This is a genomic window from Xanthomonas pisi DSM 18956 (assembly GCF_001010415.1).
GTDB lineage: Bacteria > Pseudomonadota > Gammaproteobacteria > Xanthomonadales > Xanthomonadaceae > Xanthomonas > Xanthomonas pisi.
Window position 1 is genome coordinate 39,170 of the sequence record NZ_JPLE01000028.1, and the last position, 21,323, is coordinate 60,492.

A 21,323-nucleotide genomic window follows, 5' to 3' on the forward strand; every position below is an offset into this window, starting at 1 on the left:
TGACCCTATCGTCAGTAACCGGCTGTCGGGCCCGCTTGGTGACGCGCTATCGTGCAGGAGAATCGTCCAGGACGCTGTCGGCGATAGGCGGACCGGACTGTAGCTAATTCCTTCGGCTGCCCGAAACGTCATGAGAGGAAGTAGCGTCATCAGCGCACGACGGAGAGCCGCTGCGCACATCCGGGCCCGCCGAGAGAACACCTTCGCTGTGAAACATTCCCGGGCATCACCCAAGAACCAGACTCTATTGTTACTATGTAACAATAGAGTTGTCCTGGGGAGAGGTCACCTTGCGTTGTGGAGCTTTTGCGGTCACAGGAATGCTGTCGACGGGTCTGGCAGTGGCAATGCCAGCCTTCGCGGAAGAGACGGAAGCGAACCCGTCCATGCGGGTGGATAAAGAATTCGAGGTCATCACGGTTGGCAGCCGCTTTGGCGGTCGTTCCATGCTGCAGTCTGCAACGCCCGTAGATCTGATTTCCAGGGAAGAGATGGAGCGCAGCGGTCGCGTCGATCTGCTCCAGATGCTCAAGGCCGAGGTGCCCAGCTTCAACATCCCGCGGCCAATCGCATCGGGTGCTGGTGACTACCTGATGCCGCCCTCGCTGAGGGGACTGGGCCCAGGTGAGGTGCTGGTGCTGATCAATGGCAAGCGTCGCCACACGTCGGCGGATCTCAACGCAAGCAACGGCGTCGGACGAGGCGATATCTCCATCGATTTCAATGCCATCCCATCACTGGCGCTATCTCGCGTCGAAGTTCTCCGCGATGGTGCGGCGGCACAGTATGGGTCGGATGCGATCTCCGGCGTCATCAACCTCACCCTGGATCGGTCGCTTGAAACAACTGCCCACGCGACTTACGTCACGACAAGCAGGGGCGATGGGGAAACGCATGAGATCGCTGCTGCCACCGGCTTTAAGCTTGGCGAAGAGGGCGTGTTGCGCCTAACCGCGGCCACGCAAGACATCGGCGCCAGCAACCGAGCGCGTCCCGATACGCGGCAGCAGTATTTCGGCACCAACGCTGCGGGCGCGCCCGTCATGCCATCCGGCAACTACGGCTCCGGGACAGGGCTGACTCCGTCGAATGGCACGCTCGATGCGCGCGAGGCAGGCTTTGGCCGTGACGTGTTCTTCCAGGGCACCCAGCCAAGCACCAATCGGCAGCTGTTCTACAACTTGATAACGCCCCTGTCTGACGCAGTGGAGCTCTATTCCTTCGGCGGCCACAGCCGCCTGGATGGAGATATCACCTACTTCTTTCGGCGCGCCGGCCAGGACGAAACGCTGCGCGCCATTTATCCGGATGGTTACAGCCCAATGCTGGACACTCGCATCGATAACACGTCGGTCGCGATGGGCTTGCGAGGCCCTGACGTGGCGGGCTTCGGGTGGGACGTGTCGACTGTCTACGGGCGCAACACCCAGGACCTTTCCTACTTCGACAGCGTCAATGTCTCGCTCGGCGCCAGGTCACCGACGCGTTTCCATCGCAGTAGCGCAGACTTCGATCAGTGGACCACCAATCTCGATCTGAATCGCGAGATCGCCCTGGGCAGCTTCAACCCGCTGCGCTTGGCACTGGGCGCGGAGCATCGTTACGAACAGTATCGGCTGTGGTCCGGTGCCGAAGCCGGATACATCGACGGGGGCGTTCCCATCCTCGACGGGCCCAATGCGGGTCGGCCGGCGATTCCCGGCGCACAGCCAGGTCCAAGCAATGGCCCGGACGACCACGCGTTGCTGGACCGAAACAGTCAGGCGATCTACGTCGAAGCCGAGCAATCGCCAACTGACCGCCTGCTGCTCAGCGCTGCCGCTCGCTATGAGCGCTACTCCGACTTCGGCGATACGACCAACGTCAAGGTAGCGAGTCGTTTTCAGCTGAGCCAGCAATGGGCACTGCGGAGCTCCTACAACACTGGCTTCCGTGCTCCCGCGTTAGCGCAGTCTGGCTATAACGCGTCCAATACGCTGATCCTCAACGGCTCGCAGGCGATTGTGCGGGTTGCCGCAGTGGGAACCGATGCGGCGCAGTTGGCAGGAGCGACCGATCTCAAGCCCGAAACGTCCAACAACGTCTCGCTTGGCACGGTGTTTCAGGCGGGCAACTGGTCAGCATCGCTGGATGCCTACCAGATCAAGGTCCGCGACCGCATTGCGATCTCCTCAACGTTCCAGGATCCCCGCCTGACCAGCTACCTGGCCGCCAATGGGCAATCTGGTTTCGCAGCGATCTCCTTCTTGACCAACGCCGTGGATACCGTCACACGTGGCATGGATCTGGTCATCAACTATCGGCGTCAGCTTGAACGCGGTGGAGTGCTGACCGGTACTTTCGCCGGGAACTACAACACGACCGATTTCGACCGGATTGCTGGCACGCCGGCACCGATTGCTGCGCTGGGCATAACCACGCCGCTATTCGACCTGACCCAGCAGCTGCGCTACTCCGACAGCCAGCCTCGCGACAAGCTCATGTTCCATCTGAACTATGTGCATGGCCGCTTCTCGGCAAACCTGACCAACACCCGCTATGGCCAAGTCTCCAGCGTCGCCCTGACCGGCAGGAACGCAGCGCAGGTCGCAGTGCTCACGCCAGGCTACGACACGCGCCTGGTACCGGCGTCGGCCACCACATACGACATCATCCAGACCTTCTCGCCAAAGATCATCACCGATCTGGAACTGTCCGCGCAGGTGACACCGGCACTGCGGCTGAGCATTGGCGCGCAGAACCTGTTTGACGTCTATCCGGACGAGAACATCGCATCCACTGCGGCCAGTGTCGCAGTGGGAACCAATGGCTCGGACAACGCAGGCACGCATCCGTATAACGCCACATCGCCGTTCGGCTTTGCTGGGCGCGCATTGTTTATCCGGGCCGGGCTCACGTTCTAGGCGTGCTGTCACCCGTGTCGAAACCAAGCAATTGACGGAGGAAGAATGATGGGGAGCCGCAGGAACTTTCTGAAGGTGTCGGCATCGTTGGCGGCCACGTCGTTGGTGCCTGAGGGTGCGGTTGCAAAGAGCGAAGTCGGCATCCCATTCTCGGACAAGCCTCCGCAGGAACTTGCACGCGACGAAGCGCACTGGCATGCAGTCCGCAGACTCTACTCAACCCAGGACGAGATCATCAACCTCGAACACGGCTATTGGGGAAAGATGTCCACCTCCGTGGAGCAGGTCTTGGCGCACCACACGCACCGAGTCAACCGTGATCTATCGTGGTATGCACGCCGTGATTACGACCGCGATTTCATGGCTGCGCGGGCCGTGGTCGCCGAAGCGCTCGGCGCCAGCGTCAACGAGGTGATGCTTACGCGTAATGCGACGGAGTCTTTCGTCAATCTGATCACGCAGTACGATGGACTGTCGCCAGGTGATGCAATCGCCTGGGCCGATGTGGACTATCCGGAGTTCAAGCGCATGATGGCCTGGCTGGCCGACACGCGGCAGGTGCAGGGTTTTATGCTCGCGCTTCCCAGCACCGGCAACGATGACGACTACGTAAGGGCCTACGAACAGGCATTCGACACCTATCCACAGCTGAAGTTGCTGCTGCTGACCCATGTCAGCAATCAGCATGGGCTGGTACTGCCAGTACGGCGAATTGCGGCGCTTGCCAGACAACGCGGGATCCAGGTCATCTGCGATTGCGCCCAGTCCTGGGGGCTGCTCGATTTTACCGTTGACGCATTGGACGTGGATTGGGCAGTGTTCAACCTACACAAATGGATAGGCTCGCCTGTAGGCATCGGCGCCTTGTACATGCGGCAAGGCACGCTGGAGCAGGTCAGACCGTTTCCGGGCGAACCCGACGGCGATGCTGATGTCGCCAACCGCGTGCATCTGGCTACTTCCGACTTTGCAGCGTTCATGACGGTTCCCGCTGCCATGAGCTTCCATCAGTCGATCGGTGGCGCCAACAAGGCAGCGCGCCTGAGCTATTTACGCCATGTGTGGACCAGTCGGTTGCGCGCAGTGGAGGCGGTCGAGCTGCTGGGAGCGGCAAGCGATCACAATGCGTCCGGCATGGGGGCCTTCCGCTTCCGCGGCCGATCGTCGAAGTCAGACGTCACGGCGCTGCAACAACGGTTGCAGGATGAGTTCGGTATCTTCACTGTCGTTCGGAGCGACTTGCACAGCGGCTCGTGTATCCGAGTGACACCACAAATCTTCACCCCAGTAGGGGACATGCATCTGCTGGCGGATGCGATCGTTCGCATCGACCGAACCTCCTGAGCCTTTGGCACAGCAGTGCGGGTCCTACGAGCACGCAGCCCGATGTGTGCATGTGGGAATGACATGTTCTTGAGCAGGTGCTGCGCGTGAAAACTTCCATTGCAACGCCGTCCCCCTCCATGGTCTTCCCAGCCATTGAAATCCTGACGGCGTATTTGAAATCCGATCGACGGGCGCTGCTACGCGTCGTCGTCGTGGTGGTATTGGCCAGCGCCACAACCGTGGCTGCGCCCCTGCTGTTTTCGCGTCTCATCGATCGCTTGCCACAGGATGGCGCACCCGCCTTGATGTGGGCATTCGTGGCTTATGGTGCGCTGCTCGGACTGAGTGCAGCGCTGCAACAGATGGTGCAGTACCTGTCGTTCATGAGTTCGGAGAACCTCGGTTTCATTACGAGCACCCGCTACTTTGCAGCCATCCTCAAGAAAACCACCGCTTTCTTCATCGAGCATAATCCGGCAGAAATTCAGGCCGCCGGCGAGCGTGGGCGCAGCGGGCTGAAAATCCTGGTGCAGTTGGCGCTGGTCGCTTTCATTCCTGGCGTCTTGCAGATCCTGCTGAGCCTGTCGACGTTGGGCGCACTGATCGACCTGCAGCTTGTACTGGTCGTGGTGATCTATGGCGCTGCAGCCATTGGTCTATCGACAATCGCCACCCGGCGTGCGCGCGTCCACCTGGAGTCAGCCACCAACGCCGGGCAGGAGAATGCCCGCTTTGTCGGCAACGCCATGAACGCAATGGAGACGCTGCGCCAGTTCGGTAGCCACGCATGGATGACACAGCGGTTCGAGCAGCGTGCGCAAATGGTACGTGACCACTGGCGTGCCTACGTACTGCAGCGCCTGAGCTATATCGCGTTGCTGGGGCTCGGTTTGGCGATCCAGTTTGCTGTCACGTTCCAGTTGCTGCTCCCGCGCTATCACGCCGGTGCGGTCAGCGTGGGTGATCTGGTCCTGTTCAATTTATTGCTGTTGCAGCTCAACACGCCGTTCGAAGCGATTGCGCGGGCCATTGATGATGTCGCACGTGCCAGGGCAATGCTGGTCCCGCTGGTAACGCTGTGGGCCGCCCCCGAGGAGCCGCGCCTGCACGATGCGCAGCGTTTTATCCCGAGCGATGGACGTATCGTGTTCGATGCCGTCGACTATCATTACGCCACTGGGCGTGGTGTGGCGGGTGTAAGTTTCCACGCCGAGCGGGGTGGCATTACCTTCCTGATGGGCGATACGGGAGCAGGGAAGTCAACGCTCTTCAAGCTCGCACTGAAGAGCATCGAACCGGATGCAGGCCGCATCCTGATCGATGGGGTCGACCTCGCGTACATCGATCGTGCCAACTGGCATGCATGTGTGGCGGTCGTCCCACAGGATGTCGTGCTGCTCAACGAAACGCTGGCAGACAATATCCTGCTCGGTCGCCCACGGAATGAAGCCCGTCTGCGGGAGGTCGTTGCCAACGCCGCCATCCTGCCGCTCATCGACGCATTGCCACGTGGCCTGGACACCGCCGTTGGCGAACGCGGCCTCAAACTCTCCGGTGGCGAACGTCAGCGCATTGCAATCGCGCGCGCACTTTATGGAGACCCGGCGATCCTGCTGCTGGACGAAGCCAGTTCCGCACTGGACGAGGGGACGCAACAGGTGGTGATGGCGCACTTGCGTGCACTTGCTGGAAAAGTGACGGTACTTGCCATCACGCACCGACAGGGCGGGGTGGCACAGACCGATCGGGTGATCAGGCTGAATGGTGGAAGGAACACAGCGCCGCAGCCGGTCGACATCGCTTGAAGGGAAACTTGCGCGTGCTCTGTGATTCGCCTGCGCAACCGTTAGCGGGCGGACCGGTTCGGATGAGCGCGACCCAAGACACACCCAACTCATCCAAAATGCGCGAGCTCTCAGTCACTCGGAGAAGCGTACAAGGCACTGTCAACGTAATCGCTGCCAACGTGGCACACCTCCGCAATCGTGCCGCCACGAGATCCGCCATTCCACCTGCTTGCGCCTGTACGTCTGCGTCACGCGCTAGGCAGCCGGCACTGTCGTTCGCTTCAGATCCAGCTTTGCACGTAGCACATAGTTCTTCCTGACCACGGGCACGACCTGCGTCAGGCGCGCATCGCTGTAATCCTTGAATAACGGTGGCCGGGCCGCGCGCAGGTAGAACTCACGCTCCTGCTTGATCGCTGCAGGCAATAGAATGTCAGATATGTCGTTATCACTGGCGTCCGTCACCAGGCAGGGGATGTGGCGGATGCCAAGCGAGCGCAGCAGATGGGCGCGGTGGGAGCCATTTGTCAGGATGATGCGGTCGCCGAACCGGGTTGCGCTGATGACATTATCGCTGAAGCCAAGATAGATCACGATCGCATGGCTGGCTGCGCCGAATGGCTCGTAGGACGTAATCGCGGATGGGTCGAGCACTGCAACATCGAGAAAGCGCAGGTCGTTGGATGCCGAGGCAAACGCGTAGTCCCCGTCGGCCTGGGAATAGCGCACTGGCGGATGCGCACCAACTCCTTGGCCGGCGGCAAGCGCCATCACCTCGCGAGCGCTCGGAGCGGCAGGAAAAAACTCCCTCAGCGTCGCGAGATGACGAAGATTGAGGGAATCCTGGAAGACCACCATGCGATCCACCTCCACCATGCGCCATGCACGCGGCACCAAGCTGGTGATGCGGTGCATCGACGGTTGTCGCAAGGCTGCCGCCCCCAGAGCCTGCAAATCGTCCGGCAGCGCTTGCACGTCGATCGCATCGGCATAGCCCGCTTCGCTGGCAGCAAGCTCTAGTGCCACAGCGCGTGCGTCTCGCCATCGTTGAAGTTGCTCTGCTTCGTCCACATGCCCGGGTGGGCAGCGTTCGCGCACGAACCGAATCAGCCTGGACAAGGGGAACAGCCCATGCAGCACCAGCGTCGGGTCAAATGCATCGGTCGTGTCTTCAACATGCATGCCCGCTTCTGTTGCGGGGTTCTTGATGGGGGAGTTTCCGGCAGCTGCGTTGTGCTGTTCTGTGATTATTGTCACGCGGGGATTCCAGTTTCAAAGAATAAATCGGGACTTTCTCAATTGTTACCTTGTAACATTGGCTTGCCGCACACGCAATTGCAGAATCCGACGCAAGCTGCGGCTGTTTCATTCGCGTCCAACGACATCACCGTTGGACGCGCCCACTAAATGACCAGAGGAGATGTTCATGAACGCATTGATCGAACTCGGCTTGGCAGAACAGTCCATCCAGCAGGATCAGGATGCTGGCAGCGACCTCATCGAGCTGGGCGCCGTGGTGTCTGAAACAAAGGCGCACGGCCATGGAACGTTGTGGGACGGCATCTTTCCGACCACGTCTCCGTAACCGACACTGCTGAAGGTTAGGGCGGTGCATGTAGCCCATGCATCGCCCTTCTTGTAGAAGGAGATTGCATGCGCGCGATGGCCTCGCCACCGTCTTATCTGCTGTCCACAGATGCGCACGTGTGTGTTGCCGGCGGAATCATCGTGCTGCTGGACGTTGCCACCGGAAAGTATCTGTCCATCGGCAGGCAACAGGCGGCCTTGCTGGGCCGTCATATCCTGGGCTGGCCGGTGCAGGCGCAGGGTCAAGACATCTCTCCGGTCCTGCAAACATTGATCGAGCGACGTCTTGTGACCACCGATCCGGCGCTGGGCAAGCCTGCGACAGGCGCGACAATTGCGCTACCGGTGCGGTGGCTGCGCGAAGGCGAGCCGCGAGGCCGTCCGGACTTCGCGCTGCGCGATCTGCGCCGATTTGCGTTTTCGGCGGCCTTTGCCGGGTGCGCCAAGAAGTGCGCTTCACTCAAGACCATCGTAACCCGAGCGCAGCGACGATCGTTGCGCCAATCGCGACCCGACGCGCAACTGGATCAGCTAGCCGCGTTGGTCCGCATCTTCGATTGGCTGCGGCCGCTTGCGTTCAGAAAAACGGACGAATGCTTTCTGTATTGCTTCGCGCTAAGCGAATTTTTGTCCAGCTACGGGTTCTTCCCGACATGGGTGTTTGCGGTGAGAACATCCCCGTTCACGGCGCACTGCTGGTTGCAGTACGGCGACTATGTGCTGACCGATATTCCATTCAACCTGCGCCGGATGGTTCCCATCCTCGTGCTCTGACGCTGCGAGCCTATGTATCGCTATCTTGCTGTCTTCTGGAACGTGGAATCACCGGCATCGGTCGAGCAGGCAACCCGGGTCACCCAACGGATACAGGCGGTCCTTCCGGGCGTCTCATGCGCGCTGCACGAGCATGGTGCGGCGATGTATTGCCAGACCGACACCCCGAGCTTCTTCGAGTGCACCAGAGCACAGCACCTCGTCATCCTCGGCAAAGTGTTCCCCAAGTCCTTTGCTGACGGCGTGGTGCCGGAAAAGGCCTTGTTCGATGACAGCGCAGCGCATGCGGTATGCACGACGCAAGGTGGAATTCTGGTACAGCGCTACTGGGGACGCTACGTCGCCTTCGGCTACGACGCCGCAGCGCGTAGCTGGTTTGCCGTGCGTGATCCCACTGCAGAACTTCCATGCTTCATCACGGTGATCGGGGCGCTGACCATCGTGTTTTCCAGTATGGAGGATTGCCTGAAGTTGGAACTCAAGGAGTTCTCCATTCGCTGGTCCTACCTGACCTACTCGCTGTTGTTTCCATTCCGCGAAACGGCGCAGACCGCTTTTGAAGAGGTCCAGGCGCTCGAGGGCGGGGAGGGCATCACGATCCAGGCCGGAAGACCGATTGCACGGCAGTGTCACTGGGACGTGGTGAAGCAGGCCGTCGAGAACCCGATCACCGATTTGGACGAAGCCGTGCGGTTGGCGCGATCCACCTTGCTGGGATGCATCGGCGCCTTGGCCGGCGAGCATGCACAAGTGCAACTGCAGCTCTCCGGCGGCCTGGATTCTTCGATCATTCTCGCCGGGCTGCTCAATGCACCCTCGCATCCGCAAGTGCAGTGTGTCCATCACTACGATTCCGGTATTGGCGCAGACGAAAGGACATTTGCACGCATGGCCGTGGAGGGGGCGTGCGCGTCGTCGGGGCGCAGCTGCGAGTTCATCCAATACGAGCGCGCGCCGCAGTGCGCGCTGGAAGGCATCATGGCCTTTCCGGTGACGGCCAGGCCTGCGCATTGTTCGGGCTATCTGCTCCATCGGCGCACGGGATTGGGGAAGAACCCGGACCAGGAGCCAGTGCAATTCACCGGAGTCGGGGGCGATGGGGTCTTTCTCCGTTTCAAAGGCAACGCAGCCGCAATCGACTACGCCTGGCAGCGCGGAATCGATCGTAACTTCCTGCGTGTGGCGTTCGAGACCGCGCAGTCGGGCGATTCGTTCTATGGGGTGATCAAGGATGCGTTGCTTCACGGCATCCTCAAGCGGCCGGCACGCATCAACGAGAACTGGGGGAATCCGTGCGAGTGGGTGTTGGTGGACGCCAGCGCGCAGGCTGCCCCGCAGCCATCCTGGATGCGGCATGCGATTGCCCAGGGGCACCGCGTTTCGCCGTACAAGATGGCGCACATCGGCCGAATGGTGTTTCCCGTTAGCGTGCTGGACCCCTTCGAGGGTGCGGGGCAGTGGCATGGCGTGTCGCCGATCACCGCGCAGCCGGTGGTGGAGTTGTTCGCGCGCATCCCGCTGCATCTGCTCATGGCCGATGCGGAGGATCGAACGATCGCCCGCCGTGCCTTTGAAGGCTTGCTTCCGCCCGCGATCCTGTCGCGCAAGGTGAAGTGCTACCTGGACGATCATTCGGTTGCGGTCACCCGGCACCATAGGGACTTCATCCGACGCCTGTTGGTCGACGGGCGCCTGGCCCAACGCGGACTGATCGACAGCCAGCTGGCCGATGCGGGCATCTACCGCGTCAGCCCGGATCACTCGCTACAGGCGCTGGGAATCTTTGGTCCACAGTTGAATATCGAAGCCTGGCTACGTCGCTGGTCGGCGCATGCTGCAGGCGGCCAAGCCATCGTGGCCTAGCGGTGCCGGCTCATCTCCTCAAGGTAGAGCTGTTCCAGATCGTTAGCGGTCATGCTGCCTGCGTCGACCGTGCGGCGCAGGCGACCGGCCTGCATGAGGCCGATGGTGGTGGCCACTTCGCGTGCACGGAACAGGTCGTGGGTCGCCATCAGGATCGCTGCGCCACGGTCGCGCTGGCGCACGAGCAGGTCGTGGAACTCGGCAGACGCCTCAGGGTCCAGGCCTGAGGTGGGCTCGTCCAGCAACAAGGCCTTTGCCTGCTTGACGATAGCCAGCGCAATGCCGACCTTTTGCCGCATGCCCTTCGAATAATGGCCAACGCGGCGATCGAAGACGTTCGATTTCAATCCCGCCGCTGCAAGGGCCTCGCGCAGGCGTGCAGGCGAGCGGTCGGCCACCTGCGCCAACCGCGCGAAGTAATCGAGATTCTCGTAGCCGCTCAGCTCCTCGTAGAGCGCGACCGTCTCGGGGATGTAGAGCAGACGGCGCCGTACCGCCTGCGGCGCGCGTTGGGCATTGAGGCCGTCCACTTCGGCTGCGCCCGAGGTTGGCGTCATGAAGCCGAGAAACAGCTTGATCGTGGTTGACTTGCCGGCACCGTTGGCACCGAGCAGGCAATAGATTTCCCCGGGCGCGACGGTGAAGTTCACATCGTCCAGTGCCCGAAGCGCGCCGTGGTGCTTGGTCAAATGCGTTGCGCTAAGCATGCGGTATGTCCTCAGGGCGTTGTCAGTTGGCCACGCATGGCCCAGGTGGCGATCAGCAGCAACCCGATGGCAGTGAACAGGGCTCCCAGATCGGCCAGCACGCCGGCTTGCACGTGGCCGCCACCATCTTGGAATTCAAAGCGCGGCAGGGCGTCGTACTCGGCCAGCGTCTGGGGAGCATCGCGTTCCAGGTAGTGTTGGTGTTGCTGTCGACGTTGCTGCCAGAACCTGGTGACCTGGTCCTGGAAGGCAAGCGCGCGATCGGCATCCGCGCCAGCGAGACGGTCCAGCGCATCCTGTGCGGCCACCGACGGCAGCAGCAGACGCACGGTGTCCATTACGTCGCGGCGTGCGTCCCGGGCTCGCCGGTGATCGGCAAGCATCGGGGCCAGCTGCCGGTCGGTCGCAACCAGGTCGGCATAGCTGACGCGCACTTGATCTGGAATGCTGGGCGGCGGCGTCCGTACGCGCAGTGGATCGGCCAGATGATGCAGGCGTTGACGCTCGGCAATCTCGGTCATCCGCGCTTTCACATCAGTGGCAAGGCGCATTTCCGACGGGGGGGGCAGGCGCAGATCAATGCCGGCCAATGCCAGCGACGGCGCCATGACCACAAGCAACAGCCAGACCGCGCCTGCGGCGATCGCCGCTTCAGTGGAGCGCCGCGCGCGCAGACCGATCAGCACGGCTACGGCCAGCCAGAAGCCGCCGTAGCTGAGAACGATCACCGCCAGACAGGCCAGCCCGCGCGGATCCCGCGCACCGGCCCATGCGGCTGCGGCAACGATAATCGCCATGGCCGGCAGCAGCACGATCACGCCGCGCGCCAGCGCTTTCACGGCAATCAGTCCGCCCATCGCGACCGGTTGCGACACCACCATGGCCGCGACACCCCGTTCGCGCTCGCGCGACCATAGGTCGTAGCTGACTGCCAGAACCACGAGCGGCAACAAGAAGACGATGACAAAGGCCAGATCGAACGGTCCCGCTGCTCGGGCAGTGGGGCTGCCGATATCCGCCCAGACGTGTTTGAACAGGGCGGTAGCGTCGCCCAGCGCAACGACGTCGGCAGTAAAAGGATAGGCATCGGCCTGGCCGATCGACACCGCGGCCATCTGCCCCGGCGGCAGTACCGGCTGCACACGTGGCAGTACCGACGGCGCCCTCCCGACAAAGCTGCGTGCGCGCGTGAGCATCTGCTGCTCCTCAGCGGTCAGTAGCCTGATAGCTGTCGTGCGCTGGTCCACCCATGCGCGTCCGTTCCACGCGGCATAGGTGGCGAGTGCGGCAAGCAAGAGCAGCAAGCTGACCAGGGCGCGGTCGCGCAGCAGGCGGCGTATCTCGTAACCAGTGACTGCCAGGCTGCTCATACCAACCGCCCCAGACGTGCAGCAGAGATCATCGCCAGGCACAGGCTCAGTAGCGCCCAGCCCAGCAGGATGGCCAGATTCGGTGCCTGCGCGACAGCGGTGGTGGTCAGCGTCTGCACTTGCGGCGCGTAGACCACCGCACGCGTCAGCGTTGCGATATCGGCAAGATGGTGATGCTCGCCAGGTGCGGGCTTGTGGGTTTTGACTTCATGATTCAGTGCTTGAATCAGCCGGTAGCGGTAGTCTTCCACACCGCGCAGGTAGGCCAGGTGGGTGGCGAAGTCGGTCCCGGCAAAAGCGCGCGACCATGGCTGCAACGCGAGTGTCGGCGAGATGGCAGCCAAAGTGCGCTGCACCTGTTCCTGTTGCTGATACGCGGCGTAAAGGCGCTCGAAGTGCCGTGCATAGGTCTGCGTTGAGTTGCTCTCGGCAAATTCCAAGGCAACGCCCCTGAAGTTGACTGGCAGGTCCGTAACGTCCTTGACGTTATACCGGGCCAGCAGCGCAGCCCTGATGGCCTCCAGACGCTTGTCGGCCGGATCGTGCCCATCGGCTCCGCGTTCGGCCTCCTCGCTGACGGCCGCCCTGAAGGCCGGCGCAGAGGGTGTGGGTACCAGGCTTTCGGCGACCGCCGGCGCTATGCGCGGTGCAAGCAGGGTCGCCACCACCCAAAAACACAGCAGTACCACCAGGGACATGCGCGCCGAAGCGCACAGCCCCGAGATCGCAACTGTCAGCCCACAGAACGCCACCAGGTAGAGCAGGTAGCCGGCGCCAATGGCCAGCAGTGCGCTCAGCTCGGCACGGCCTGCGTCCTGCAGGACGATCGCTGGCAGACTGACGCTCAGCAGCGCGACGGCAAGCAAACCAGCCGTTGTCACCAGGGCGAGCAACCGTCCACCCACCAAGGCCGAGGTGGCGCCGCCGGCAGCAAGTTCCTGGCGCAGCCGTTCCCGTGCCACATCGCCGGACATGGTGGAAAAACCGGCAAGGATCAGCAGTAAAGGCGCGACGACCTGCAGCGCCCAGGCCGCCGAAAAACCGCCGAAGCGGCTCAGCGCCGCGCCTTCCTCGATCGGTCGATGGCGTGCCGGGTTCTGTGCATGGCCCTCGATGAACACCGAGGAGCCAACCACATTCGAGATCCCTGGATCGAAGCTCGCCAGTGGCCGTATCGGCGCCGGAATGGCGCGGCCAACGTGCGCGGCCGCATGCGGATCGATCGCGCCCTGGCTGTTCCAAAGCCGGGCTTCTTCGGCGGCAACTGCCTGCCGCTCTCGCGCCTGAGCCGACAGGTGCACAGCGTTGGTCACGATCGAGGTGCAGGCCAGAAACAGCACCCCGAGCGCCAGCCACAGCACGCGCCTTTCGCGCCACATCAGGACGAGTTGCGCTGCGGCGATGCCGACTGTTTGGGATAGCGCAGGCACCACGACGGTGTCATCGGCAACGCGAGCGGCCATGCAAGACTCCTGTGTCGATTACCACTGATGCGTCAGCGTCATGGACACAAAGCGTCCCAAGGCAGTGGCATTGGTGGGATCGAACCCGGTGTTGATACCGTTGATGACGAAGGGCGGATCCCGGTCAAAGAGGTTTTGCACAGTGAGGGCGAGGCGTGTCCCGTCCTGCGATCGTGTCGATACGCCAAAGCGGTACCCGATGTTCAGATCCACCGTAGTCCAGGACGCAACGTGCGGATCGACCCGGTTTGCCGGATCACGATAGCGGTCGGCGTAATTGACGAATACGCCGCCCGACAGCTGGCGCCGGGTCATGGCCAGCCCACCACGCAGCTTGAGATCGATTGGCAGATACACGGCGTTCAAAGCATCCACCTCCGGGGCAGTGCTGGTCACCCGACGCGTGGAATCGATGATGTACTGCCCAGCCAGGTTCAGCGCGATGTTGGTCTGGCCTGCATCAAACGCGTATGACGCATCCAGATCGACCCCGCGCTGCGCGGTGGAGGCGTTGTTGCGGAAGCGATTGTCGAGAATGACCTCGGTACTTGTTTCGTCCGTTCCGGGCGCGAGCGCGAACGGGCCGACCCGCGAGACGAACAGGCCCAGACCGGCCAGCCCGATCTGCCGGGCGCTCTGGATCTGCTCGGGCGTTGGCGCGAACGTCAGGATGTCGGCATAGGCTGCAGTAGGCCCCAGGAACAGCGAGGGAAAGCTGCCTGCGAACCCGCTATCGATGCGGTCTTCGTAGGTGATGCGATAGTAGCTGGCATCGATCTTCAACCCCGGAACAACAGCTGGTGCGAATGACAACCCGCCAGTCCAGGTCTTGGCACGTTCCGCACCCAGATCCGGGTTGCCGTTGGCCAGCATCAACAGCACCGTGCGCCCGGTGGGTGCATTCGGGTTGGGAATGTTTGCCACCACCGCCGTGTTGTTCGGCTGCATGTCCTGATACACCGGTGCCCGGTACGAGCGCCCATAGGTGCCGCGCAGGGTCAGCCCTTCAGTGGCTTCCCACAGCAGGCCAAGCTTGGGATTGAGGGTGGAGCCGAAGTCGCTGTAGTCGTCGTAACGCACTGCTGCTGTGAGTGACAGTTTGCGCAGCCCGGGAAGATCCTTCAGCAGCGGCACGTTCAACTCGCCAAAGGCCGAGGTGATGGTGCGGTGCACGTCGAACGGTTTTTCCAACCCGCGATAATCATAAAAATCATAGCTGTCGCGCCGGATGCTGGTTCCAAGCGCCGCGCGTGCAGCACCGGCGGGCAGGGTCACCAATTCGCCGTCTGCGATCAGTTCCAGATAGCGCGTATCAGAGCGCATCTCTGTGGGACGCGCCGTGATTGCAGAGGTGCCGGCGATCGTGGTGCGCTCGTAGCGCACCGTGTTTCTTCCATATCCGCCATTCAAGCGTGCCTGCCACTGGCGCGGCAGGTCCAGTGTCAATCCGGCGAAGAGATCGAACTGCCGTGTCTGCGGGAACAGATGGGTTTCATCGTTAGTTCCCGAGATGGTGGTGTCCATGTCGCGCTGGGCGAAGGAGCCGGTGACCGTCAGCAGCAGCGTGTCGGTGAGTTGTTGGGCACCATCGACATACAGGCTGTGGCGCCTGGACCCCGGGTACAGATCGTACGGTTTGACGGTGACATCCTTGGAAAAATCCCTGTCGGTTGCAGACAGGTTGTCTTGCTTCAGGAATTCATAGCTGGCCAGCAGATGGCCACCGTCCCATGCCCAACCGCCGGCTTGCGATGCCTGGTACTCGTGCATGCCACCCGCTGTGGTGGTCCCGGCACGGACCGCAGTTTCATACCCGGTGAAATCACGGCGCAAGATGATGTTGACGACGCCACCAACCGCGTCCGCGCCGTAAATGGCAGATGCGCCATCGGTGAGGATTTCAACGCGCTCCACCGCGCTGAGCGGAATTAGCGACACATCGACATATTGGTAGCGGTTGGACGAGGCGATACGGTGGCCATTGATCAGCGTCAGCGTCGTACCGGTGCCCAATCCCCGCAGATTGATTGAAGTGCCTTGACCGAAGTTGTTCCCGGTGTCGCGGTCCAGGCCCAAATTGGCGACATTGGCACCATTGGCGCCACCACCGAAATTCTGCGGCAGCTTTTCGAAGAATTGCTGCAGCGTCGCCACACCGACCCGCTCGATCGCTTCCTTCTCGAAAACGATGACTGGAGACGCACCGCCGGCCGCGGTCTCCCGGATATGGCTGCCGGTTACAAGCACCGGCGCAAGCGTCGTTGCGCGATAGCCGGAAACGGCCTCTGCGTTCTCCGCAAGATCGCCTGCCTCGGTGAGGGGGATTTGCTGCGCCTGCAGCGGCGGGGCGGCAGACAATAGGGCAATGATGCTCGCAGCCAGCAACGCTGGCGAACTGACAACAGAAAGGTTTTTCATACTGGCCGGTGATATGTAAGCGCGACTAATGGCCACGCCGTAGATCTGCGCATGGTCGAATTGTTACGGTGTATCCCCTTTTTGTTATCCTATAACAAAAGCGCGCGGATGCACAAATCTACGCTTCGACACTTGCGTACATGCATGAGCGCGCGCTTCGCGGGAAAGCTCGCGTTCGCTTGAGGTGGCGAGTTATCGCTGCGCAATGGGCTGCCGCGTCTGTTCTGCATGTCATCGCTTGCCGGTAGCAATGCCAATGGAGAGTGCAGGGGACCGCTGTGCACTTGCTCGACAGAGCAGGGGATATACTTCCGCCTCAATCGTGATCCAGTTTGAATTACAGCCCATGCGTTTCACTGCAGCCGCCAGCTCGCTTGTCGCTTTACTGACCATGTCGTCCACCGTCTCGGTATCTGCGGCGGAAATTGACATATTCGGCATCAAGTTAGGGGCACCACTAACGCTGCCCGTTTGCGAGCTCTCCTCACCCGCTCCAGCTGCCCGCAGGAGCAACATCGGGTTGGGGGCTAGGGCGTTCAACAAGCTGACGGCCCCGCCGCCGGAGCCGCTGAAGGCCACCCCGCCCGCAACAGGGTTGTGCGTCGCGCCCGGCACGACAAACATGGCGGTGGGCAATACCGAGTTTGGGCCAGGCGAGTACGGTTACCTGGTGTTCGCCACGGCTGAGTTCCCGGCGTGGGTTGCGCCGATCGGCATGTCAATCGGCGCGGGCGCAGGTGACGCTTTCTCTCTGGAAGGTGCGGGCGGCCTGGTGTTGCTGCATAACGGGCGTGTGATCGCCTTGCGCTTCAACACCACGGGGTTCGAGGCGCAGCCGCGTGTGATGGAGCTGCTCAAGCGCAAGTTCGGTTCGCCTGGTTCGCAGAAGGCCGTAACCTGGAACAACGACCTGGGCGGCAGTCGCGATTCGATTTCCGCGCAATGGCGCAAGCCCGATTTCTTTGCGGATTATTCTTCGGTCGTGCAACCGCAGGCTATGCGAGCACAGGGGCTGTCGGGCGGGATCGGGTTCCTCAACATCGGCAATGATCTAGGACAGCAAGTGCTGCAACCTGCTGCTACCAAGGAGGCGGAATTCTAGAGTACTGATGACCTGGCGGGAGGCAGTCGTTGGATCCCGGCAAGCGCATTGAGGCCTTGGGAGGAATGCTCTTGTAGGCGAAGGGATAACCTGACGATTAAATAATCTCGCATGACCTGAGCTATAGGGGCATAGCCCCTACGTATAACGCCTCATCAGCAAGGATCATGGGGCAGCTGTACCCACCCGTTGGAGACACGTTTGAACCGGCGCCCTTGTAAGCAGCGTTCGCCGTCGCTCACTGGTCTTCGCGGCTCATATTCGGGCACGTCCTGAGATGGCCTCTGTGCCGGGATACTTTGCGCAACTGAGCGCTGGATCTGTTGGGATGCACTCTTCGCTTCTTTCTGAAGCTGTGCGAGCGCCTGTCGCGTCTCATATCTGGTGTATAGCCCAACCACGATGCTGTGAGCTAACAGAGCGATGAATCCACCCAGTGCAATCTGCCACCACAGATCTGTTGATTCTGTTTCTCTGTACCTGCGTTCCATGCCGCCCCCGTTGTGTGAGCACGCATTGTAGAGCGGGGGTGTAGGGGCACAGCCCCTACAGATAATGCCTATCCCGCAATGCGCCCGAAGTGGCGGTCTCGCCATTCGCCAAGATCCACCACGACCACCTTGACCATCGACTGCCGAACCGCCTTGCGTTTGGCGTTCCGCCTGCGGACAGAATCCCGTATGTCGCTCGCATTGGCATGCCAGAGCAATCCGCGCAGCCGGCGTTCTGGTATCCGTTCGCCGCTGGGTGCAACGAGGTCGCGTCCAGCCAATTGCCAGCCAGCCCAAGGCCCGGTGAGCTCCACGTGGTTGGTGACGACACGGCGGTGTAGATCTTCTGCGCAGCTGTTCGGGCATTGCTCGCCAACAGGCCAGCACGGCGGGCGAAGGTCGAGGTTGTACGTGTCAGTCATGCCGCGATTTCCGTTTCGCTAGGGGAACGGTTGGGCAGGCAAGATTTGATCCAAAGCCAGATCCAGCGCAGCCGCACTCGGGCCGCCCGATACGTCATTTCGCATAATGTATAGCCTGGTAGGTGCTTTGAAGCCCTTTACCACCGCCTCTGCACGCACAGGTAGGGCGAGCGACACCCCTATGGCTAGCGTCATGGCAGTCGCAGCCAGCTTGCGCCATACGGCCTTTTCATCAGCGCTGATGGCGCGCGCTTCCCCGACGATTCCAAGCACCTTGGCAAGTGGTTCGCCTGTCCATCCCGCTATGGCAGCGCACGACACAGCATCAGGCGCAGACAGCCCGCTTCTCCACCTGCTTACAGCGGCGCGCCCGACGTTCATTTTCTTCGCCAACTGATTGTCTGATTCGACCCCGAGAACCGTTTTGCAGCGGTCCAGCAGGGTGTTGACGCTATCCATGTTTCAGCCCTATTGACATGTATGTTTCAGGGGACTATACATACGCCCGATGTTTCATGGCTTGAAACATTCCCGCCCCCTGGTACCCCCCAGGGGCACGGGTCAAGGGTAGGGGTACAGGGGATATATCGTGACGCATCACATTAACTTCGCCATCTTGGTGGTTCTGGTCGCATGTCTGTTCCTGCGCGCCGGCCTGGGCTATGTCCGCTACGCGCGTCTGCGCGTGTTCCAAGCCCTCGATTCCAATTACCGCGCCGCCGCCCTGGTCGCCAATGCAAAACGGCAGGTGCGTCGTGTTTGATCGTCCTTCTACTTCATCACTGCAAGACCAATACGGTCAGACCCTGCGCTATCTCCTCTCAGCTTCCGAATCGAGTCCGCCGTCACCTTCGCAACGTCACCGCGTAGCCAGTGAAGCGGATCTTCCGAATCGCTCATCGTCGCAATTCGGTCAAGTAATTGAAGCGCGGCATCGCTTTGTCCGCCCGAAGCAAGGGCATTGAACATGACCGCATTTACCGTAGCGAACCCATCTATTACTGCGGCAAGTTGTTCCATTGTCACTGCTTTTGCCTTGGGCATCTGCGCGTCTCTGCTTGAGTGTGCCCGGATCGTACATCAGGAGGCCTCTCATGGCTGACGGATCGCTCGCGGTGTCGGGACTCCCCTCGTCTAACAGGGGAGTCAGTGAATTCAGGAACAGCGATGGCACCCTAACGGTGATCATCGATTGGTTTTCCGCATCTGTAGATCTGTTCGCTGTTCTGCGTCAGGTCGGCTACCTCGACCGCGACGACGCCGAAGAGGTCCGCCAGTGGTCGGACGCATGCGCCGAAAACGCCATGGTCATCGCGATCAACCTGTTTACGTTCTTTTTCGCCGGCCTGGGCATGGAACTGGACAAGCAGGCAGGCCCCGGCAGCTTCTACACCTGGCGCGTGCGTGTGCTGGATCGTGAGGGCAAGCACGTTGGCATCATCGAGTTCGGCGGCGAAGAGTGCCGGCGCAAGGATGGCACCTACACCGCTCGCATCGAGTTGACCGGTGCCGGGTGTGGAATGGTGAGCGCAGCGCGCTGCGGCCATGCGAAGCGGTGGCTGGAGCTTCGAGCGAAGCTCGAAAGCTGCGCTGGACGATTGACCCGTGTCGATACTGCTGCTGACGATCTTTTGGGCAAATACCCGCTGAAACTCGCGCAGACGTGGTACTCCGATGGTGAGTTCGATAACCGTGGGCAGCGCCCCAAGGCTCAGCTGATCGATGACTACGACAGCGGCGATGGTAAGACGCTGTATGTCGGCAGCAAGAAATCAGAAAAGCAGCTGCGTGTGTACGAGAAGGGCAGGGAGAAGGGCGACAAGGAATCGCCGTGGGTTCGCTATGAGGCTCAATTCAAGGCCACGAACCGCAAAGATCTGTCGCTAGATATTCTCCGTGATCCAGCTGGCTATTTGCTTGGCGCGTATCCGGTGCTTAATTTTCTTCATTGCGTAGCGTTGCGCATCGATATCACCAAGGCCGCTATTGATGCGACTTGGAAGAGCGCACGCCGCAACATCAAGCGTCAATACGGGGCAACCCTGAATTTCATTGCACGGCAATGCAAGACGCCTGAGGCGTTGCACGCCGTGATTCACACCTGCACGTCGAACAAGCTGCCGGCGTGGGCAACACAGGAAGCAGCGGACCATTGGCCCGAAATCGCGGGCATCAATCAAACCTAAAAAGGGTTACATCATGAGCGGAATTAAAGTCACCGTATTGAGCGCGCAGGTCGAAGAGCGCGAAGGCACCTTCGTCGACGACGCAGGCAAAGAACGCAAGTACACCACGCGTAAGCAGAAGTGCCGCATCGAAGCCGGTGGCTTCGCCTATCCCTACGAGGCGCGCCTGGAGGACGGCGAGAAAGGCTATCTGCCTGGTGATTACGACCTCGATGTCGATGCGATGTTGCAGGTCAACAAGGGCAACATCCAGCTCGGCAAGTTTGCCAAGCTCAAGTCCCGTGCTGCCGCGCCCGCACGCGCTGCCTAAGCCATGGCCGACACCGATCCGGTAGTGCAAACACAGACGCTTGTACTCACGTGCAAGGTCGAAGATTTCGATGCATCGACCGGTCAGTGTTCGGCCCCCTTTTATAGTCATCCGCCAACGCTCTTTCCGTATCTGAGCGTGACGGATGGCTTGCAAATCGCGTTCGCCATTGTGGGGACGTGGACTGTCGGACTGGTCGCGCGGCTGATCATTCGGACCACACAGCTTGAAAGCCGCAACAACTCGTTTTAATCACCCACTGGAGAGAGTCACCATGAACATCGCACTGCGCAAGGCCCGCAACAACGTTGCTTCCTTCGCCGCCAAGTCCCGCGTCAATGCTGCTGCCGCACTGGCCTCCGTCGCTGCCTTCGCTTCGCCTGCCGCGTTCGCCCAGGTCGCCAGCGAAATCGGTGGCACCGCTCAGGCCGAATTGACCGGCGCACAGACCATCATCGTTGGCTTGCTCGGCACCCTGGTGCTGATCGCCATCGGCTTTGTGGTCTACAGCCTGATCAAGCGCGCCAAGTAATCCCGCCTGTTCCGCACCAACGGGGCAGGGTGATCCTGCCCCTTTTTTTTGGGGAAAATCTCATGATCGGTTACATCATCAT

The 21,323-nt window shown here is 61.2% G+C and carries 20 protein-coding genes; 12 read left to right on the forward strand and 8 right to left on the reverse strand.

What is annotated here, in order from left to right; translation table 11 throughout:
* Positions 1 to 320: 320 nt before the first annotated feature.
* From Y887_RS07545 to Y887_RS07555, 3 genes are all read left to right on the forward strand, one after another.
* Complete coding sequence (locus tag Y887_RS07545) at positions 321 to 2,903, forward strand: TonB-dependent receptor plug domain-containing protein (protein ID WP_104612170.1); 2,583 nt, start codon at positions 321 to 323, stop codon at positions 2,901 to 2,903.
* 45 nt (positions 2,904 to 2,948) lie between these two features.
* A complete protein-coding gene (locus Y887_RS07550) occupies positions 2,949 to 4,247 on the forward strand; it encodes an aminotransferase class V-fold PLP-dependent enzyme (protein ID WP_245879449.1) in 1,299 nt (432 codons plus the stop codon).
* Positions 4,248 to 4,333: 86 nt separating this feature from the next.
* Entirely contained in the window at positions 4,334 to 6,034 is a 1,701-nt protein-coding gene (locus Y887_RS07555; protein WP_245879448.1) for an ABC transporter ATP-binding protein, read from the forward strand.
* 237 nt (positions 6,035 to 6,271) lie between these two features.
* Here the strand turns inward: Y887_RS07555 and Y887_RS07560 are convergent, their stop codons facing one another.
* Positions 6,272 to 7,198, reverse strand: coding sequence for a hypothetical protein (locus tag Y887_RS07560; RefSeq protein WP_046963753.1), 927 nt, complete (start codon positions 7,196 to 7,198; stop codon positions 6,272 to 6,274).
* A gap of 244 nt (positions 7,199 to 7,442) precedes the next feature.
* Here Y887_RS07560 and Y887_RS20660 point away from each other — a divergent pair, with 244 nt between their 5' ends.
* The 3 genes from Y887_RS20660 to Y887_RS07570 all read left to right on the forward strand — a co-directional run bounded on the left by Y887_RS20660 (position 7,443) and on the right by Y887_RS07570 (position 10,240).
* Positions 7,443 to 7,601, forward strand: coding sequence for a hypothetical protein (locus Y887_RS20660; protein WP_162199157.1), 159 nt, complete (start codon positions 7,443 to 7,445; stop codon positions 7,599 to 7,601).
* A 68-nt stretch (positions 7,602 to 7,669) separates the two neighbouring features.
* Positions 7,670 to 8,377 (forward strand): lasso peptide biosynthesis B2 protein, encoded by a 708-nt coding sequence (locus Y887_RS07565; RefSeq protein ID WP_046963754.1) that lies wholly within the window; start codon positions 7,670 to 7,672, stop codon positions 8,375 to 8,377.
* 12 nt (positions 8,378 to 8,389) lie between these two features.
* Positions 8,390 to 10,240 carry an asparagine synthase-related protein gene (locus Y887_RS07570; protein ID WP_046963755.1) on the forward strand — a complete coding sequence of 617 codons (1,851 nt, stop codon included), beginning with the start codon at positions 8,390 to 8,392 and terminating at the stop codon, positions 10,238 to 10,240.
* Here the strand turns inward: Y887_RS07570 and Y887_RS07575 are convergent.
* The 4 genes from Y887_RS07575 to Y887_RS07590 are packed head-to-tail and all read right to left on the reverse strand — an operon-like array spanning position 10,237 to position 16,198.
* Positions 10,237 to 10,929 carry an ABC transporter ATP-binding protein gene (locus tag Y887_RS07575; protein ID WP_245879446.1) on the reverse strand — a complete coding sequence of 231 codons (693 nt, stop codon included), beginning with the start codon at positions 10,927 to 10,929 and terminating at the stop codon, positions 10,237 to 10,239. The two genes, Y887_RS07570 and Y887_RS07575, sit on opposite strands and share 4 nt — an antisense overlap.
* Before the next feature lie 29 nt (positions 10,930 to 10,958).
* Positions 10,959 to 12,317: a DUF3526 domain-containing protein gene (locus tag Y887_RS07580; protein WP_046963757.1), complete on the reverse strand. Its 1,359-nt coding sequence runs from the start codon at positions 12,315 to 12,317 to the stop codon at positions 10,959 to 10,961.
* Positions 12,314 to 13,780, reverse strand: coding sequence for a DUF3526 domain-containing protein (locus Y887_RS07585; RefSeq protein ID WP_046963758.1), 1,467 nt, complete (start codon positions 13,778 to 13,780; stop codon positions 12,314 to 12,316). The genes Y887_RS07580 and Y887_RS07585 overlap by 4 nt, the downstream gene beginning before the upstream one ends.
* Before the next feature lie 18 nt (positions 13,781 to 13,798).
* On the reverse strand, positions 13,799 to 16,198 hold the full coding sequence (locus tag Y887_RS07590) for a TonB-dependent receptor plug domain-containing protein (protein WP_046963759.1): 2,400 nt from the start codon (positions 16,196 to 16,198) through the stop codon (positions 13,799 to 13,801).
* A gap of 346 nt (positions 16,199 to 16,544) precedes the next feature.
* Between Y887_RS07590 and Y887_RS20195 the strand changes: the two genes are divergently transcribed.
* Positions 16,545 to 17,300, forward strand: coding sequence for a hypothetical protein (locus Y887_RS20195; RefSeq protein WP_146093423.1), 756 nt, complete (start codon positions 16,545 to 16,547; stop codon positions 17,298 to 17,300).
* A gap of 559 nt (positions 17,301 to 17,859) precedes the next feature.
* Here the strand turns inward: Y887_RS20195 and Y887_RS21070 are convergent.
* Together Y887_RS21070 and Y887_RS07605 are read right to left on the reverse strand one after the other, a co-directional pair.
* Positions 17,860 to 18,213, reverse strand: a complete 354-nt coding sequence (locus tag Y887_RS21070; RefSeq protein ID WP_181113197.1) for a hypothetical protein — start codon at positions 18,211 to 18,213, stop codon at positions 17,860 to 17,862.
* 18 nt (positions 18,214 to 18,231) lie between these two features.
* A complete protein-coding gene (locus tag Y887_RS07605) occupies positions 18,232 to 18,672 on the reverse strand; it encodes a DUF3693 domain-containing protein (protein ID WP_052764970.1) in 441 nt (146 codons plus the stop codon).
* Between the two features lie 130 nt (positions 18,673 to 18,802).
* On the opposite strand from Y887_RS07605, the gene Y887_RS20950 reads away from it, so the two are divergent.
* On the forward strand, positions 18,803 to 18,976 hold the full coding sequence (locus Y887_RS20950; RefSeq protein ID WP_169749479.1) for a hypothetical protein: 174 nt from the start codon (positions 18,803 to 18,805) through the stop codon (positions 18,974 to 18,976).
* Between the two features lie 8 nt (positions 18,977 to 18,984).
* On the opposite strand, the gene Y887_RS20200 is transcribed toward Y887_RS20950, so the two are convergent.
* Positions 18,985 to 19,257 carry a hypothetical protein gene (locus tag Y887_RS20200; protein WP_146093422.1) on the reverse strand — a complete coding sequence of 91 codons (273 nt, stop codon included), beginning with the start codon at positions 19,255 to 19,257 and terminating at the stop codon, positions 18,985 to 18,987.
* 50 nt (positions 19,258 to 19,307) lie between these two features.
* Here Y887_RS20200 and Y887_RS07610 point away from each other — a divergent pair, with 50 nt between their 5' ends.
* The 4 genes from Y887_RS07610 to Y887_RS07625 are packed head-to-tail and all read left to right on the forward strand — an operon-like array spanning position 19,308 to position 21,241.
* Complete coding sequence (locus Y887_RS07610) at positions 19,308 to 20,399, forward strand: replication initiation factor domain-containing protein (protein ID WP_046963762.1); 1,092 nt, start codon at positions 19,308 to 19,310, stop codon at positions 20,397 to 20,399.
* Between the two features lie 13 nt (positions 20,400 to 20,412).
* Positions 20,413 to 20,709 (forward strand): single-stranded DNA-binding protein, encoded by a 297-nt coding sequence (locus tag Y887_RS07615; RefSeq protein WP_046963763.1) that lies wholly within the window; start codon positions 20,413 to 20,415, stop codon positions 20,707 to 20,709.
* 3 nt (positions 20,710 to 20,712) lie between these two features.
* On the forward strand, positions 20,713 to 20,961 hold the full coding sequence (locus Y887_RS07620) for a hypothetical protein (protein WP_046963764.1): 249 nt from the start codon (positions 20,713 to 20,715) through the stop codon (positions 20,959 to 20,961).
* Between the two features lie 22 nt (positions 20,962 to 20,983).
* The gene (locus Y887_RS07625) at positions 20,984 to 21,241 is read left to right on the forward strand and encodes a hypothetical protein (protein WP_046963765.1); all 258 of its coding nucleotides are present in this window, start codon (positions 20,984 to 20,986) and stop codon (positions 21,239 to 21,241) included.
* The last annotated feature ends 82 nt before the right edge of the window (positions 21,242 to 21,323 follow it).

What these genes read in the sequence shown, in the direction of transcription:
- Y887_RS07590 (WP_046963759.1), bottom strand. Translation starts at nt 16,198, where the DNA reads ATGAAAAACCTTTCTGTTGTCAGTTCGCCAGCGTTGCTGGCTGCGAGC.
- Y887_RS20660 (WP_162199157.1), top strand. Translation starts at nt 7,443, where the DNA reads ATGAACGCATTGATCGAACTCGGCTTGGCAGAACAGTCCATCCAGCAG.
- Y887_RS07620 (WP_046963764.1), top strand. Translation starts at nt 20,713, where the DNA reads ATGGCCGACACCGATCCGGTAGTGCAAACACAGACGCTTGTACTCACG.
- Y887_RS20195 (WP_146093423.1), top strand. Translation starts at nt 16,545, where the DNA reads ATGCGTTTCACTGCAGCCGCCAGCTCGCTTGTCGCTTTACTGACCATG.
- Y887_RS07550 (WP_245879449.1), top strand. Translation starts at nt 2,949, where the DNA reads ATGATGGGGAGCCGCAGGAACTTTCTGAAGGTGTCGGCATCGTTGGCG.
- Y887_RS07625 (WP_046963765.1), top strand. Translation starts at nt 20,984, where the DNA reads ATGAACATCGCACTGCGCAAGGCCCGCAACAACGTTGCTTCCTTCGCC.
- Y887_RS07585 (WP_046963758.1), bottom strand. Translation starts at nt 13,780, where the DNA reads ATGGCCGCTCGCGTTGCCGATGACACCGTCGTGGTGCCTGCGCTATCC.
- Y887_RS07605 (WP_052764970.1), bottom strand. Translation starts at nt 18,672, where the DNA reads ATGGATAGCGTCAACACCCTGCTGGACCGCTGCAAAACGGTTCTCGGG.
- Y887_RS07610 (WP_046963762.1), top strand. Translation starts at nt 19,308, where the DNA reads ATGGCTGACGGATCGCTCGCGGTGTCGGGACTCCCCTCGTCTAACAGG.
- Y887_RS07570 (WP_046963755.1), top strand. Translation starts at nt 8,390, where the DNA reads ATGTATCGCTATCTTGCTGTCTTCTGGAACGTGGAATCACCGGCATCG.
- Y887_RS07560 (WP_046963753.1), bottom strand. Translation starts at nt 7,198, where the DNA reads ATGCATGTTGAAGACACGACCGATGCATTTGACCCGACGCTGGTGCTG.
- Y887_RS07580 (WP_046963757.1), bottom strand. Translation starts at nt 12,317, where the DNA reads ATGAGCAGCCTGGCAGTCACTGGTTACGAGATACGCCGCCTGCTGCGC.
- Y887_RS07565 (WP_046963754.1), top strand. Translation starts at nt 7,670, where the DNA reads ATGCGCGCGATGGCCTCGCCACCGTCTTATCTGCTGTCCACAGATGCG.
- Y887_RS21070 (WP_181113197.1), bottom strand. Translation starts at nt 18,213, where the DNA reads ATGACTGACACGTACAACCTCGACCTTCGCCCGCCGTGCTGGCCTGTT.
- Y887_RS07615 (WP_046963763.1), top strand. Translation starts at nt 20,413, where the DNA reads ATGAGCGGAATTAAAGTCACCGTATTGAGCGCGCAGGTCGAAGAGCGC.
- Y887_RS07545 (WP_104612170.1), top strand. Translation starts at nt 321, where the DNA reads ATGCTGTCGACGGGTCTGGCAGTGGCAATGCCAGCCTTCGCGGAAGAG.
- Y887_RS20200 (WP_146093422.1), bottom strand. Translation starts at nt 19,257, where the DNA reads ATGCCCAAGGCAAAAGCAGTGACAATGGAACAACTTGCCGCAGTAATA.